Genomic DNA, 14,582 nt, shown 5'->3' with positions numbered 1-14,582 from the left:
TCAATGGGCCCGGACCGGGCGACCTCCCTGTTGCACCTGCCGGTGCAGATTGTCGACCGCAGCTTTGGAGGCCGTCACCGAATAACCCTGGAGCAGGGCATCGAAGTGATCCTCGAACAGCCAGCGCTTGTCTTCCGTGTAGCGCTGCATGTGACGCAAGTTGCGTTGACGCAATGAAAGGCTCAGGGGCGACGGATAGATGCGCAGGTCGGCCAGATCGATCAATCCGAATTCGCCATCCTCCAGCACCAGTACGTTGCCCAGGTGCAACGAGCGGAAATACACGCCCTGTTCATGCAGTTGGGCCATGAACTTGCCAAAGCGTTCCACCAGGGCCTGGCGTACTGCGGGAGCCGTGATGCCTTGCAGCACCTGACGCAGGGTATGGCCCGGCAAAGGAGAGTAATGAACGGCGCTGCTGCCGTCTTCGAGACGATACAGACCCAGTATCTCCGGGGTCGGGATGCCTGCCCTGCGCAATTGCTCGCTGTTCACGGCAAATCGCTCGGAGTAGGGATTGAAGGTGCCGGAGGTGTACCAGCGGCGACGGCGGAATAGTTTCAGGAAACTGCCATCTTCCAGGCGCAGAACTTTGGGCCCCAGGCCGTCTTCTTCGATGATCCGGGCATTTTGGCTCAGCTGCTGCATGTCGGCTGCCGAGCGTTTTACCACCGGCCTGTCCAGCAGGCGGCGGGCACGCAGGTTAATGCTCAGTGCGGCAATCAGTGCCAGCGGTATCCACAGCAGGAACCAGTGCTCCTTGGGCCGCGAAAGGATGCCGCCACCCTCGGTCAGTCCCGCACCGATACCGAATACCAGCAGGGTCGAGGCGATGATCAGCAAGGGCTGTACACGCTGGCGCCAACTGCTCAGCAGTCCCCAGGCGAGGAAGAACAGCCACGGCAGCAGGCCCAGCAGGCCGACGTAATAGAGGACACCCAGCGCAAAACTGTGCGGCTCCTGAAAGTTGTATCCGACACCGGGATCGATCGACAGGTTGGCGTTATAGCCGTGGCCGATCCACGGATGATCGGAAATCTTGTTCAAGGCCAGTTGCCAGATTTCGAAGCGATAGGAGTCGCCACGTTCGATGATCATTTGCGAAAACACGGCCATGACCACCGCACCGCTGGTGGCCAGCGCGCCCAGCAGCAGCAGCGAACGACGGTTCCAGCAGATGAAGCACAGCCAGAGTGCCGCCGCGGTCAGGGCGACCAGCGGGGTTCTGGAACCGGTGCCGATCACCGCCGCGAACATGATCGCCATCGCCGGCATACTGAGCCAGAGCAGCTGGCGACGCTTGCAGGTCATGCTGATGCTGAGCCAGTAGGCACAAAAGAAACCGAACAGATGAGAACTGAGCAACGGGTTGTCGAAGGCGCCACCACCGATCAGGCGCATCCCGGGCTCATAGGTGCGGGCAAAATGGATCAGGAAGACACTGGTGGCCACTAGCGCAACCAGTGCCGCCGTGAACAGCAAGGGCTGGAGGATATCGTTGCGATAGCGCACCAGCAGGTAGCAGCCGGCGAACAACAGCAAGGTGTGCAGCGGCGGCTTGAACATACCGCCGATCGGTTCATCCCCCGGTCCCCAGCACAGGCTGAGCAGCGCCCAGGCGACGAACAGCAGCAGTGCGATGATCAGTGGCTCCTGGAGCAACTCCTTGAACGCCCGCGGGCGCAAGCAGATGGCGATCAGCGTCGGAATGCTGAACAAGCCGTAAAACAGTTTGTGATGCAGGCTGCGACCCGGCAGGAAAAACAGTGCGCACAAGAGCAGGAAGTAGCCGGCGGGGAGTATCCACAGACTAATGAAATCGAAAATTCGATTGGACGTACTGCTGAAGCCGCGAAGTTGCATGCTGAGAAATTCAATCCTGAAGTTGATCGGCCATTTCGATGATGGCTATTTGATGCTGAAAAAGATGCCTAACAATAACAGCCTTTGCCCGATTGCCAGAACCCTGAAGAAGCTGTGCTAAAGTCAGCGTCCTTTTTATCGACTTTCGCGTGATATGACCGACTCCAGTCCCGCCGCAAGCCCTTCGAGCTTGAAAATCTACTTCCGCCTGCTCGGCTATGTCCGGCCGTACATCAGTCTGTTCCTGATCAGCATCGTCGGTTTTCTGATTTTTGCCTCGACCCAGCCGATGCTCGGCTACATCCTCAAGTACTTTGTCGACGGTCTGTCCAATCCCGAGGCGGTGCTGTTTCCCACCGTGCCTTACCTGCGCGATCTGCAACTGTTGCAGGCCGTACCGCTGCTGATCATCCTGATCGCTGCGTGGCAGGGTCTGGGATCTTATCTGGGCAACTATTTCCTGGCCAAGGTTTCCCTGGGCCTGGTGCACGACCTGCGGGTGCAGCTCTTCAACAACCTGCTGGTCCTGCCCAACCGTTATTTCGACAAGCATAACTCCGGTCACCTGATTTCGCGTATCACCTTCAACGTGACGATGGTCACGGGGGCGGCAACAGATGCGATCAAGGTCGTAATCCGTGAAGGCATGACGGTGATCTTCCTGTTCGCCTCCCTGCTGTTCATGAACTGGAAGCTGACGCTGGTGATGGTCGCGATCCTGCCGCTGATCGCCGTGATGGTGCGCACCGCGAGCAAGAAATTCCGCAAGCAGAGCAAGAAGATCCAGCTGGCCATGGGCGACGTGACCCACGTCGCCTCGGAAACCATCCAGGGCTATCGCGTGGTGCGCAGCTTCGGTGGCGAAGCCTACGAGGAGAAACGCTTCCTCGACGCCAGCCAGAGCAACACCGACAAGCAACTGCGCATGACTCGCACCGGCGCGATCTACACGCCGATGCTGCAACTGGTGATCTACAGCGCCATGGCGGTGCTGATGTTCCTGGTGCTGTTCCTGCGCGGTGACGCGTCGGCCGGTGACATGGTCGCCTATATCACCCTGGCCGGCCTGCTGCCCAAGCCGATTCGTCAGTTGTCCGAAGTAAGTTCGACCATCCAGAAGGGCGTGGCCGGTGCCGAAAGCATTTTCGAGCAACTGGACGTCGAACCGGAAGTCGATACCGGCACGGTCGAGCGTGATTCGGTCAGCGGTCGCCTCGATGTGCGCAACCTGAGCTTCACCTACCCGGGCACCGAGCGTCAGGTACTCGACGACATCAGCTTCTCGGCCGAGCCGGGGCAAATGGTGGCGCTGGTGGGGCGTTCGGGCAGCGGCAAGTCGACCCTCGCCAACCTGATTCCGCGCTTCTATCACCACGACAAGGGCGAGATCCTGATCGACGGTGTGGAAGTCGAGCAGTACAAGCTGCTCAACCTGCGCCGCCACATCGCCCAGGTGACCCAGCACGTCACGCTGTTCAGCGACACCGTGGCCAACAACATCGCCTATGGCGATCTGGCCGGGGCACCGCGCGAAGACATCGAGAAAGCCGCGCGTGATGCCTACGCGATGGACTTCATTTCGCAGCTGCCCCAAGGCCTGGACACCCAGGTCGGCGAGAACGGCGTGCTGCTTTCCGGCGGCCAGCGTCAGCGTCTGGCGATTGCCCGTGCCTTGCTCAAGAACGCGCCGCTGCTGATTCTCGACGAGGCCACCTCGGCTCTCGACACCGAGTCCGAGCGGCACATCCAGGCCGCCCTGGATCAAGTGATGAAGGGCCGTACCACGCTGGTAATTGCTCACCGCCTGTCGACCATCGAGAAGGCCGATCTGATTCTGGTCATGGATCAGGGCCGGATCGTCGAGCGCGGCACCCACGACGACCTGCTGGCACAGAACGGCTACTACGCGCGTCTCAACGCCATGGGCCTCGACGCCCCGGCCGAAGACATCGCCTGATCCCGCCTCGAAAACGCCGGGCGCGCAATGCGCCCGGCGATTTGTATCCAGTCCTTTACCCTTCTTGACCAAACCGGCATAAAACCGGCCATCGCGCTTGTTAAGGTTCCTGAACGAACTCTGACTTCAAATCGAAGGGGCCATCCTCTTCGCGCGGGTGCTGGCATGCTGCAACGTTATCTCTGGAAATTGCTGCCCAAACCGCAGCGGGCCTTTCTGCTGGGGCGCCTGTCGGTGGTCGACCGGCAAGTGGTGAACAAGTCGATGTCGGCCAGCCTGGCCTTTCCCGCTGCCTTCGAGCAGCGCGACTGTCTGTTTATCCACGTGCCCAAATGCGCCGGCAGCAGCTTGTGCGCGGCGATGTTCGACGGCTGGCGTCCCGGACACTTGCCGTTGTACTGGTACGAAGAGCAATTTCCCGAGCAATATGCCGCGGCCTACAAATTTGCCTTTGTGCGCGACCCGCTGGAGCGCGCCTATTCGGCTTACGCCTTTTTGCATGGCAACACCTTGGGCGGGCGCGATCACGCCGCTCAGCAGATGGTTCGGCAATATCGGGATTTCGACGATTTTGTCGCACGCTGGCTGCATCCGGAGACGATCTCGCGGCAGCTGCACTTTGCCGCACAGACCGACTTTCTCACCGATTCACTGGGTCATCTGGCCCTGGACTTCATCGGTTACCAGGAACATCTGGAACAGGATTTCAAACAGGTTTGCGACCGCTTGGGGATGGTGTGTCAGTTGCCGCACGTCAACAGCTCCCGGCAGCGCCAACCGCTGAAGGCGCGGGAGTTCTGCTCGGCGCGAACCCGTCGGCTGGTGCGTCGGGCCTATCAGCGCGACTACGAGTTGCTCGGTTATGAATGAGGCGCTGCACAGCCTGGTGACACGGCCTGCCATCAGCCCCTACAGCCTTGCGCTGTCCCGCCAGGCGCGAGCCGCGCTCAAGGGACAGCGGCCGCGTTGCCTGTGGCTGACCGGGTTGTCCGGCGCCGGAAAGTCGACCCTGGCCAATTCGCTGGAGCTGCACCTGCATCAATTCGGGTTGCACACCTTTCTGCTCGATGGCGACAACGTGCGCAATGGTCTGTGCCGGGACCTGGGCATGGACGATGCCGGTCGCCGGGAAAACATCCGGCGCATGGCGGAAGTCGCCCGGCTGATGGTCGATGCGGGGCTGATCGTCATCGTCGCGGCGATCTCGCCGTTTCGGGCCGAGCGGGATGCTGCGCGGCAACTGTTTGCCGAGGGCGACTTCATCGAAGTGCATGTGAGCACTTCGCTCACGGTGTGCGAGCGCCGTGATCCGAAAGGTTTGTATCAGGCAGTGCGCCAGGGTCGTATCCAGCATTTCACTGGCATCGACAGCCCTTACGAGGCGCCGTTGGCGGCGGAGTGCCGGATCGACACGGAAGCGGTCGAGCCGAGCGAGGCCTGCGAGCGGTTGGCGGCTTTTCTGCTTAAAAAATGAGCAAAAAAGCCAGCTGTTTCATCCTGTTGCAGCCGCCGCACAAGCCTTCGCCAACCCTGTGTTAATATCGCGCCCCTGTTCATTTTGTATGTGGGTTGCTCCATGAAGTTGTCCATGCCGCGATTCGATCAAGCCCCTGTCTTGGTGGTCGGCGATGTCATGCTCGACCGTTACTGGCATGGTGGTACCTCACGGATTTCCCCTGAGGCGCCGGTTCCTGTCGTTAAAGTCGAGCAAATCGAAGACCGCCCGGGCGGTGCCGCCAACGTTGCCTTGAACATTGCCGCGCTGGGTGCGCCGGCGTCGCTGGTCGGTGTGACCGGTGACGACGAAGCCGCCGACAGCCTGAGCAACAGCCTCAAGGGTGCGGGCGTGCGAGCCTTGTTCCAGCGCATCGCGCACCAGCCGACCATCGTCAAGCTGCGGGTCATGAGCCGGCACCAGCAATTGCTGCGTATCGACTTCGAAGAACCGTTCGCCACCGACGCACTGGCCCTCGGCGCGCAGGTCGACGACCTGCTCGAAGGCATCAAGGTGCTGGTGCTGTCCGACTACGGCAAAGGCGCCCTGAAAAACCATCAGGCGCTGATCCAGGCCGCGCGTGCCAAAGGCATTCCGGTGCTGGCCGACCCGAAGGGCAAGGATTTCTCGATCTACCGTGGCGCGAGCCTGATCACCCCGAACCTCAGCGAGTTCGAAGCCATCGTCGGCGGTTGCGCCGATGAGCACGAGCTGGTGACCAAGGGCGCGACGCTGATGCACGACCTGGATCTCGGCGCACTGCTGGTGACCCGTGGCGAGCACGGCATGACCCTGCTGCGTCCGGATCATCCGGCGCTGCACCTGCCGGCTCGGGCCCGTGAAGTGTTCGACGTGACCGGTGCCGGCGACACGGTGATTTCCACCCTGGCGGCCGCGATTGCCGCTGGCGAAGAACTGCCGCACGCGGTGGCGCTGGCCAACCTGGCGGCGGGCATCGTGGTCGGCAAGCTGGGTACGGCGGCGATCAGCGCACCGGAACTGCGTCGCGCCATTCAGCGTGAAGAAGGTTCCGAGCGCGGCGTGCTGGGTCTGGAGCAACTGCTGCTGGCAGTCGCCGATGCCCGTGCGCACAACGAGAAGATCGTGTTCACCAACGGCTGCTTCGACATCCTGCATGCCGGCCACGTGACCTACCTCGAGCAGGCGCGAGCCCAGGGCGATCGCCTGATCGTTGCGATCAACGACGACGCCTCGGTCAGCCGCCTGAAAGGGCCGGGCCGTCCGATCAACAGCGTTGACCGGCGCATGGCGGTTCTCGCCGGTCTCGGTGCGGTGGACTGGGTGATCAGCTTCGCCGAAGGCACCCCGGAAAACCTGCTGCGCGAGGTCAAGCCGGACGTGCTGGTGAAGGGCGGCGATTACGGCATCGACCAGGTTGTCGGCGCCGATATCGTCAAAGCCTACGGTGGCACCGTTAAAGTGCTGGGGCTGGTGGAAAACAGCTCGACCACGGCGATTGTGGAAAAAATCCGCAAGTCCGAGTGATGCAAACATAAAGACCGCGCCTGCGATGACTCTCCAGAGTCACTCGCAGGCGCGGTCTTTTGCCGTTCAGGAGTTCACTTTCTTGCGCGGCACGATCTTCTTCAGCAGCTGCTTCGCCTTGCCGCGCAATCGCGCCAGCCCCGTGTCCTTGGGCGGCGGGGTCAAACCCTGCTGGCGCAGCCAGTCCTTCCAGCGAATCCGCTCATCGCGCACCAGCCAGCCGTCCTGTCGGGCGAAACTTTCCGCCAGATACAGGCCGCGAGTGCCCGCCGGGTACAACTGACCTTTCTTCAGCGTGTACAGCTCAGGCAGCGGTTCGCCGTCCTGTAATGGCATCAAGTACAGATCGGGGCGTTTGCGGTCGAGTCGGGCGACCAGTTGATCGCCTTCCAGTCGTTCATCGACATGAAACAGGCTGAGGTTCTTGGCTTCCTTGGGCACGTCCAGTCGCAGGTCGTAGATCAATTGCAGGGACGCGGTCGGCAAGTGCACGTAGGCCCTCGGCCGTTCGAGCAATTGCAGATTGGCGCAGCGCACCGGCCGGGCCGAACCGGACAGCGGCGTCAGGCGAAAGGGCAGGGCCTCGCGATAATGCAGCGCCGACGCATACGGCGCTGGCAGCCAGGTGTCGTTGAAACGTCCGCCGAGCCAGCCTTCCGGTGTTTCCAGCAGGCATTCTTCGGCGATTTCCTGGATCGCCGTGTGCAGCGGAATGTTCAGCTCATGGGCCGGCACGTAACCGGAAATCAACTTGAGCACCACATCGCCGCGATCCTGCCGGCGCTGGCGCACCAGCACCCAGTAATCGCGATTCTGCCAGTGCAGGGTCAGGCGCACCGAGACGCCGAGATTGGCCAGCTCCAGCGCAAACCGCTCGGCGTCGGCCACGCTGACCGGTTTGCGCCGCTGCAGGGTCTGGGCGAAATTCAGTGGCATGCCGACGCTCTGGTAGGTCAGGCCTTCCGGCGTGGCTTCGACGAACAGCGGCAGCGTCTTGAAGTTGCTCGGGTTCTTTCTGATGAGCGTACGCGGCATGTCGGCTCCTGCTTAAGGCCGCGAGGCGGCGTCAGTGACCACGAAGGACCTGGGCAACGGTCGCAACGTTATGGGCGAGGTGCAGCGGATTGATCGTCCCGACGATGGCACTGGCCACGCCGGGCTGGGCGAACAGCAATTCGAAGCTGGCGCGCACCGGATCCACGCCGGGACTCAGGCACACATGACCGCTGGCCAGGGCCTTTTTCACCAGAATGGCTTTGCCGTGGGCAGCAGCATAGTCAATGACCGCCTTCTCGTTTTGTTCGTTCAGATTGTAGGTGACCATCGCGCAGTCGCCTTGCTCCAGTGCTTTGAGGCCACCGTCGACGGTTTTGCCGGAAAAGCCGAAGCCGCGAATCTTGCCCTCGGCCTTGAGTGCCGCGAGGGTTGCGTAGACTTCGCTGTCGTTGAGGATCGCCAGATCGTTACCGTCGGAGTGCACCAGCACCAGGTCGATAAAATCGGTTTCAAGACGTTGCAGGCTGCGCTCCACCGACATCCGCGTGTGAGCGGCGCTGAAGTCGTGGGTCGACTGGCCGTCGACAAATTCTTCGCCGACCTTGCTGACGATCACCCAGTCCTGACGCTGACCGCGCAGCAGCGGGCCGAGGCGTTCTTCGCTGCGGCCATAGGCCGGGGCGGTGTCGATCAGGTTGATGCCTAGCTCCCGCGCCTGTTTGAGCAGCATGCGCGCGGCATCGTCGTCGGGGATCTGGAAGCCGTTGGGGTATTTCACACCCTGGTCGCGACCGAGTTTGACGGTGCCCAGGCCCAGCGGCGAAACCAGCAGGCCGGTGTTGCCCAGCGGGCGATGCAGATCGTGCAGGGTCGGCAGGCTCATGGCAGCAGTTGCTCCCAGGCGGGAACGCCCATCGGTGGTTTTGGCAGCTCGGGCAACGGAGCTGCGTGGCTCGGCTGGATGCCGTCGCGTTCGAGGGACGCGATCACCCGGTCAGCAAAGTCCGGCGCCAGGGCCAGTTTGGTTGGCCAGCCGACCAGCAAGCGACCTTCTTCTGCGAGGAAGGCGTTGTCCGGACGGGTAAGACCGGTTTGCAGCGGTTCGGCGCGATCGACGCGCAGGGTCGCCCATTGCACGGTGCTCAGGTCGATCCATGGCAACAACTGGCCAAGTTCTTTTTTAGCGGTGGCGATCTGTTCGGCCGGCTCACGGGCCACGCCTTCGGACTCGGCAATGTCGCCGCCCAGATACCAGACCCACTGGCCGTCAGCGGCCGGGTGGGTGGTCACGGTGATGCGCGGCTTGGTGCCGCCACCGAGGCAGTGGGCATACAGCGGTTTCAGGCCCGGGCCCTTGGCGATGATCATGTGCAGCGGCCGGCGTTGCATGGCCGGATGGGTCAGGCCCAAAGCCGTCAGCAGGTCGGCAGTACCGGCGCCGGCGCTGAGCACGATGCGCTGGGCACGGATCTCACGGCCATCGACTTTCAGGCCAACCAGCACGCCGCTTTCCAGCAGCGGCTCGATGGTCTGGCCGGCGAGCAGACCGTCACCCGACAGGTCGGCCAGACGCTGAATCAGGCTCGGTACATCGATCACCAGTTCGGCGAGGCGGTAGACCTTGCCCTTGAAGCGTTTGTCTTGCAGGGCCGGCGGCAGTTGATCGCCCTTGACCTGATCGACCCGGCCACGCACCGCTTTGCTGGCGAAGAAACTGGTGAGGTTGCCGGCCAAGGTGCCCGGCGACCACAGGTAATGGGCTTCGGACAGCAGGCGCACGCCGGTCAGGTCCAGTTCGCCGTTACCGGCCAAGGCTTCACGCCAGCGGCGCGGCATGTCGGCGATGGCTTCCGAGGCGCCGGTCAGCGCACCGTGCAACGCGTACTTGGCGCCGCCGTGAATGATGCCCTGGGACTTCACGCTCTGCCCGCCGCCGAGGCTGGCGCTTTCCACCAGCACGGTCGAGAAACCCTGGCGACGCAGGCGCGCGTTCAGCCAGAGACCGGCGACACCCGCGCCGACAATCAGCACGTCGGTGGAAATTGGAGATGGCATGCAACGACCTCAGTGTTCAAGACGAGGGCGCAGTATACAGACTCGGGGAAAAGGGGATTTGTCGATGATCAATGGGGATGCGAAACCGAATGTGGGAGCGAGCCTGCTCGCGATAGCGGTGGTTCAGGCGACTTGGTAGTTGAGTCGACTATAGCCTTCGCGAGCAGGCTCGCTCCCACAGGAGTAGAGGCTGATGTTCAGTGGCCGGCGGTTTTCGAGAACAGCTGAATCACCACCACGCCGAGCACGATCAGCGCCATCCCGAGCATCGCCGGGATATCCAGCTTCTGCCCATAGATGAACAGCGCCGCGACGCTGACCATCACGATGCCCATGCCGGCCCACACCGCGTAGGCCACGCCCACCGGCACGCTGCGCACCACCAGGGTCAGCATCCAGAACGCAATGGCGTAGCCGACGATGACCAGCACGAGTGGCAATGGTGTGCTGAAGCCTTTGACGGCTTTCATCGAAACAGTCGCGATCACTTCGGCACAGATGGCGATGGCCAGGTAGACGTAAGCGTTCATGTTCAAATCCTCGTGTGTAGCGTTGCTTTCTGAGGCGGCATTCTAGTGATTCACCAGATGGGGTAAAGTCATTACCTATCTGTTTACAAGATGGGTTGGCCGATGAGCATGCAGTGGAATCTGGAGCAGTTGCGGGTGTTCGTCGCGGTGGCTGAACAGCGTTCGTTTTCCGCCGTGGCGCGTCAGCAACGCAAGGCGCAGTCGGCGATCAGCAGCGCGATTGCCATGCTCGAGGACGACCTCGGTGTCAGTCTGTTCGAGCGTAGCAGTGGTCGCCAGCCGAGTCTTACCGAAACGGGTGAAGCCTTGCTTGAAGAGGCGCGTGAAGTGTTGCGCCAGTGCGAGCGCCTGAACGGTCGGGCCGTGGCCATGATGCGCGGGCAGGAAGCACAACTGCGGGTGGCGCAGGACGAGGCGATGCCTTATCAGGCGCTGGTGGAAAGCTTCGGCGCTCTGGCCGAACAGTTTCCCAGTCTTGAAGTCCAGCTGACCAGCGCCGCCCAGGGCGAGGTTTCGCGCAAGCTGGTGGAGCGTCGGGCCGATCTCGGGTTGCTGTTCTATCACGACGAAATCCCCGAAGCGCTCGAGCGTCGGGTGCTGGGCAGCGTGGAAATGGTCACGGTCTGTGGGGTCAATCATCCGCTGGCGGCGCAATCCCGGGTCAACTGCCAGCAGCTTGCTCAGCATCGGCAGCTTTTGATGTCGACCCAGACCAGCGTCTACCCCGGCAGCGAACCGGCCAGTCCACAGGTCTGGCGCGCCGACAGTTTCTACGTGATGGCCGAATGGCTGGTGCGTGACCTCGGCTGGGCCTGGCTGCCGCGTCACGTGGTGCAGTACTCGGCCTATCAGGGCCTGATGGTGGAACTGGACAGCGAATGGACGCCGCCGGCGCTGGTGGTGGAGCTGGTCTGGCGCCGCGACGAACCCCTCGGGCCGGCCGCCCGTTGGCTGGCGGAGCGATTTGCCATACACCTGCGGGCGATCGGCGGCAAAAGCCGATAAACTCCGCCGCCATGAATAGAACTCTCTACACCGCGCTGTTTTATCTGGGGCTGCCATTGGTGGCGATTCGGCTGTGGCTGCGCTCGCGCAAGGCACCGGCGTATGCCAAGCGAATTGGCGAACGATTCTCCTACGGCATGCCGACCCTGCAACCGGGCGGCATCTGGGTTCACGCCGTGTCGGTGGGCGAAAGCATCGCCGCCGCACCGATGATCCGTGCACTGCTGCAACGTTATCCACAGCTGCCAATCACCGTGACCTGCATGACGCCGACCGGTTCGGAGCGCATTCACGCGCTGTTCGCCAACGAGCCACGCATCCAGCACTGCTATTTGCCGTATGACTTGCCCTGCGCAGCCGAGCGTTTTCTGGATCGCGTGCAGCCTAAACTGGCGGTGATCATGGAAACCGAGCTCTGGCCGAACCATATTCACCAATGCGCCAAACGCGGGATTCCGGTGGCGCTGGCCAACGGACGCCTGTCCGAGCGTTCCGCCAAGGGCTATGGCCGGTTCAGCAAACTGACCGCGCCGATGCTCGCTGAAATGAGCCTGTTCGCCGTGCAGACCGAAGCCGAAGCCCAGCGCTTCCGCGATCTCGGTGCGCGCCCGGAGACGGTCGAAGTCACCGGCTCGATCAAGTTCGACCTGACCATCGACCCGCAACTGCTGCAACGCGCTGCTGAACTGCGCGGCCGATGGCAGGCGCTGGAGCGCCCGGTGTGGATCGCCGCCAGCACCCATGAGGGCGAAGACGAGGTGGTGCTGAACGCTCACCGTCGTTTGCTGGCCAACCATCCCGATGCGCTGCTGATTCTGGTGCCGCGTCATCCGGAGCGTTTCAACTCGGTGTTCGAGTTGTGCCAGCGTGAAGGTTTCGCCACGGTACGTCGTTCCACCGGCGCGAGCGTCGATGCGCAGACTTCGGTGCTGCTCGGCGACACCATGGGCGAACTGCTGTTTCTCTATGCGCTGGCCGACAGCGCGTTTGTCGGCGGCAGCCTGGTGCCCAACGGCGGCCACAACCTGCTCGAACCGGCAGCCTTGGCAAAACCGGTGATCAGCGGCCCGCACCTGTTCAACTTCCTCGACATCGCCGCGCAACTGCGCAGCGCCGGAGCCTTGGCCGAAGTGGATGACGCCGAAGGTCTGGCGACAGAAGTGCAGCGTCTGTTCGAACTGCCGCGCGACGCACAGCGCATGGCCGAAGCCGGATTGAGCGTGATGCGCCGCAATCAGGGCGCGTTGCAACGCTTGCTTGATGGCCTGGGAAGGTTGATCGACCGCCCATAAAAAAACGCAGCCTCAGGGCTGCGTTTTTTGTTTAAGGCCGGGCCTTGAGCTGGGCTTCGGCAGCCTTGGCCAGATCCGGCGGCAGGAAGTCCTTGTCCGGGTTGTAGTCGGCTTTCAGGTATCGGGTCAGATCCTGCAAGTCACCCGGGTTCAACGTCCCCGCCGCCTGCTTCAAGCGCAGGTTGTCGAGGATGTAGTCGTAGCGGGTGTTGTTGTAGTTGCGCACCGAGGTGTACAGCTGACGCTGGGCGTCGAGTACGTCGACGATGTTGCGCGTCCCCACCTGATAACCGATTTCCGTGGCTTCCACCGCGCTCTGGTTGGAGATGATCGACTGCCGGCGCGCCTGTACCTGCTCGACGTCGGTGTTCACCGCGCGGTGCAGGTTGCGGGTGTTCTCGACGATCTGCCGGCGCAGGCCTTCACGTTGCTGTTCGGTCTGATCCAGTTGCGCGTAAGACTGGCGCACCTGGGAGCTGGTCAGCCCGCCGCTGTAGATCGGGATGTTCACCTGCAACGCCAGGGTGCGTTGTTCGACGTTGCCGCCATACGGCGTGCCGAAAGCATTCGGGTTGCTGAAGCCAAACGAATCGTTGTCGCCTTTCTCGTACTTCGCCACCGCGTCGAGGGTCGGCAGGTGGCCGGCCTTGCGCTGTTTCAAGGTCTGCTCGGCGGAGCTGACCGCGTAGTTGCTGGCCAGCAGATTGAGGTTCTGTTTCGCGGCGGTATCGACCCAGGCCTTGGCGTCGTTCGGCGCCGGCGGCAGGATCGGCAACGTGTGGACGATGCCCTGGATCGAGTTGTACTGACGGTTGGTCAGGGTGATCAGCGCTTCGAACGCATCATCGACCTGACGCTGGGCGACGATCCGGTTGGCCCGCGCGGTGTCGTAACTGGCTTGCGATTGCAGCACGTCGGTCTTGTCCGACAGGCCCACATCGAAGCGCTCGTTGGACTGGTCGAGCTGGCGCTTGAACGCGGCTTCCTCGGCCTTGGTCGAGGCCAGGTTGTCCTGGCTGCGCAGCACGTTGAAGTAGTTTTCGGCGGTTTGCAGGATCAGGTTCTGCTCGGTGGCCGAGAGTTGCAGCGCGGCCTGCTCGTTGACGTCCTTGGCGGCCTGGTACTGGAACCAGCGATCGGCGCGGAACAGCGGTTGCGCCAGGGTCGCCTGATACGACTGGGCGCTGCGGTTGGCGACGGCCGACGGCTGATCGATGTCGGTGCGCACATTGGCGACCTGGGCGCCGCCGGACAGGTTCGGCAGCAGCCCGGCGCGGGCCTGGGGCACGACTTCTTTCTGCGCGCCGTACTGGGCGCGGGCGGCGGCCAGGTCAGCGTTGTTGTCGACCGCTTCCTGATAGACGCTGACCAGATCAGTCCTGGTCGATAAAGGCGCTTCTGCTGCCCAGACCGTGGCGGTGGACGCACAAGACACGGCAACAGCCAGTGAGAGTTTGCGCAGCATGAGGCGATCCCTAGCATGAATATTATGGAAATAATCCGGGCGCCAAAGGTAAGGCGCGGCCCATGCAGCGTCAAGGCGCAGCATGGCGTAGCGAGTGTAGTTGCGCAGGCGGCAGGCAACAATCTGCCAATTGCGCCATTCATCATGGTGTTTGCAGCGGTGTTGGCGTTCTTTGCCGGTTGTGTCTAGACTGGCCGGGTTCTTGTCGGGGTGCCTTGCTATGAGGCTGAGATCGAATAATTTCGGATCCCGTTGAACCTGATCAGGTTAGCGCCTGCGTAGGGAACAAGATTTCTCGTCACCCGGCGAGTCCTCTTGTGCTTCGTCCGGGATATTGTTCGACAATCGAACGCTCGACGACGATGCACAGCACCAGTCCTGGTGCGTCCGTGCCTTTCAGGTTCTGCTCCGACAATCC

Annotated in this window: 12 protein-coding genes and 1 riboswitch; of the genes, 6 read left to right on the top strand and 6 right to left on the bottom strand. The window is 62.3% G+C overall.

Annotated features, from left to right (window positions below; translation table 11 throughout):
- A complete protein-coding gene (locus tag PMI24_RS06985; protein WP_007952250.1) occupies positions 1-1,863 on the bottom strand; it encodes a bifunctional O-antigen ligase/aminoglycoside phosphotransferase family protein in 1,863 nt (620 codons plus the stop codon).
- Between the two features lie 154 nt (positions 1,864-2,017).
- Between PMI24_RS06985 and msbA the strand changes: the two genes are divergently transcribed.
- From msbA to hldE, 4 genes are all read left to right on the top strand, one after another.
- A complete protein-coding gene (msbA, locus tag PMI24_RS06980) occupies positions 2,018-3,820 on the top strand; it encodes a lipid A export permease/ATP-binding protein MsbA (protein ID WP_007952248.1) in 1,803 nt (600 codons plus the stop codon).
- A 165-nt stretch (positions 3,821-3,985) separates the two neighbouring features.
- Entirely contained in the window at positions 3,986-4,690 is a 705-nt protein-coding gene (locus PMI24_RS06975; RefSeq protein ID WP_007952246.1) for a sulfotransferase family 2 domain-containing protein, read from the top strand.
- Positions 4,683-5,294: an adenylyl-sulfate kinase gene (gene cysC / locus PMI24_RS06970; protein WP_007952244.1), complete on the top strand. Its 612-nt coding sequence runs from the start codon at positions 4,683-4,685 to the stop codon at positions 5,292-5,294. Before PMI24_RS06975 ends, cysC begins: the two co-directional genes overlap by 8 nt.
- A gap of 102 nt (positions 5,295-5,396) precedes the next feature.
- On the top strand, positions 5,397-6,821 hold the full coding sequence (gene hldE, locus PMI24_RS06965) for a bifunctional D-glycero-beta-D-manno-heptose-7-phosphate kinase/D-glycero-beta-D-manno-heptose 1-phosphate adenylyltransferase HldE (RefSeq protein ID WP_007952241.1): 1,425 nt from the start codon (positions 5,397-5,399) through the stop codon (positions 6,819-6,821).
- A 66-nt stretch (positions 6,822-6,887) separates the two neighbouring features.
- On the opposite strand, the gene PMI24_RS06960 is transcribed toward hldE, so the two are convergent.
- The 4 genes from PMI24_RS06960 to PMI24_RS06945 form a co-directional block, all read right to left on the bottom strand.
- Complete coding sequence (locus PMI24_RS06960; protein WP_007952240.1) at positions 6,888-7,856, bottom strand: hypothetical protein; 969 nt, start codon at positions 7,854-7,856, stop codon at positions 6,888-6,890.
- Between the two features lie 31 nt (positions 7,857-7,887).
- Positions 7,888-8,700, bottom strand: a complete 813-nt coding sequence (locus PMI24_RS06955; protein ID WP_007952239.1) for an aldo/keto reductase — start codon at positions 8,698-8,700, stop codon at positions 7,888-7,890.
- Positions 8,697-9,872, bottom strand: coding sequence for an NAD(P)/FAD-dependent oxidoreductase (locus PMI24_RS06950; protein WP_007952238.1), 1,176 nt, complete (start codon positions 9,870-9,872; stop codon positions 8,697-8,699). Before PMI24_RS06950 ends, PMI24_RS06955 begins: the two co-directional genes overlap by 4 nt.
- A 197-nt stretch (positions 9,873-10,069) precedes the next feature.
- Complete coding sequence (locus PMI24_RS06945; RefSeq protein ID WP_007952237.1) at positions 10,070-10,402, bottom strand: DMT family transporter; 333 nt, start codon at positions 10,400-10,402, stop codon at positions 10,070-10,072.
- 102 nt (positions 10,403-10,504) lie between these two features.
- Between PMI24_RS06945 and PMI24_RS06940 the strand changes: the two genes are divergently transcribed.
- Positions 10,505-11,407, top strand: coding sequence for a LysR family transcriptional regulator (locus tag PMI24_RS06940; protein ID WP_007952236.1), 903 nt, complete (start codon positions 10,505-10,507; stop codon positions 11,405-11,407).
- Between the two features lie 11 nt (positions 11,408-11,418).
- Positions 11,419-12,699: a lipid IV(A) 3-deoxy-D-manno-octulosonic acid transferase gene (gene waaA / locus PMI24_RS06935; RefSeq protein WP_007952235.1), complete on the top strand. Its 1,281-nt coding sequence runs from the start codon at positions 11,419-11,421 to the stop codon at positions 12,697-12,699.
- 31 nt (positions 12,700-12,730) lie between these two features.
- Here the strand turns inward: waaA and PMI24_RS06930 are convergent, their stop codons facing one another.
- Positions 12,731-14,164, bottom strand: a complete 1,434-nt coding sequence (locus PMI24_RS06930) for a TolC family outer membrane protein (protein WP_007952228.1) — start codon at positions 14,162-14,164, stop codon at positions 12,731-12,733.
- Positions 14,165-14,360: 196 nt separating this feature from the next.
- A riboswitch (TPP riboswitch) is annotated at positions 14,361-14,466 on the top strand.
- Positions 14,467-14,582: the final 116 nt, after the last annotated feature.

The sequence above is a fragment of the Pseudomonas sp. GM25 genome (assembly GCF_000282255.1).
In the GTDB taxonomy this organism is placed as follows: Bacteria; Pseudomonadota; Gammaproteobacteria; order Pseudomonadales; family Pseudomonadaceae; genus Aquipseudomonas; species Aquipseudomonas aphyarum.
The sequence above is the reverse complement of the archived record's forward strand: the minus strand, read 5'-3'. Positions and strand labels throughout refer to the sequence as shown.

What these genes read in the sequence shown, in the direction of transcription:
- PMI24_RS06985 (WP_007952250.1), bottom strand. Translation starts at nt 1,863, where the DNA reads ATGCAACTTCGCGGCTTCAGCAGTACGTCCAATCGAATTTTCGATTTC.
- msbA (WP_007952248.1), top strand. Translation starts at nt 2,018, where the DNA reads ATGACCGACTCCAGTCCCGCCGCAAGCCCTTCGAGCTTGAAAATCTAC.
- PMI24_RS06975 (WP_007952246.1), top strand. Translation starts at nt 3,986, where the DNA reads ATGCTGCAACGTTATCTCTGGAAATTGCTGCCCAAACCGCAGCGGGCC.
- cysC (WP_007952244.1), top strand. Translation starts at nt 4,683, where the DNA reads ATGAATGAGGCGCTGCACAGCCTGGTGACACGGCCTGCCATCAGCCCC.
- hldE (WP_007952241.1), top strand. Translation starts at nt 5,397, where the DNA reads ATGAAGTTGTCCATGCCGCGATTCGATCAAGCCCCTGTCTTGGTGGTC.
- PMI24_RS06960 (WP_007952240.1), bottom strand. Translation starts at nt 7,856, where the DNA reads ATGCCGCGTACGCTCATCAGAAAGAACCCGAGCAACTTCAAGACGCTG.
- PMI24_RS06955 (WP_007952239.1), bottom strand. Translation starts at nt 8,700, where the DNA reads ATGAGCCTGCCGACCCTGCACGATCTGCATCGCCCGCTGGGCAACACC.
- PMI24_RS06950 (WP_007952238.1), bottom strand. Translation starts at nt 9,872, where the DNA reads ATGCCATCTCCAATTTCCACCGACGTGCTGATTGTCGGCGCGGGTGTC.
- PMI24_RS06945 (WP_007952237.1), bottom strand. Translation starts at nt 10,402, where the DNA reads ATGAACGCTTACGTCTACCTGGCCATCGCCATCTGTGCCGAAGTGATC.
- PMI24_RS06940 (WP_007952236.1), top strand. Translation starts at nt 10,505, where the DNA reads ATGAGCATGCAGTGGAATCTGGAGCAGTTGCGGGTGTTCGTCGCGGTG.
- waaA (WP_007952235.1), top strand. Translation starts at nt 11,419, where the DNA reads ATGAATAGAACTCTCTACACCGCGCTGTTTTATCTGGGGCTGCCATTG.
- PMI24_RS06930 (WP_007952228.1), bottom strand. Translation starts at nt 14,164, where the DNA reads ATGCTGCGCAAACTCTCACTGGCTGTTGCCGTGTCTTGTGCGTCCACC.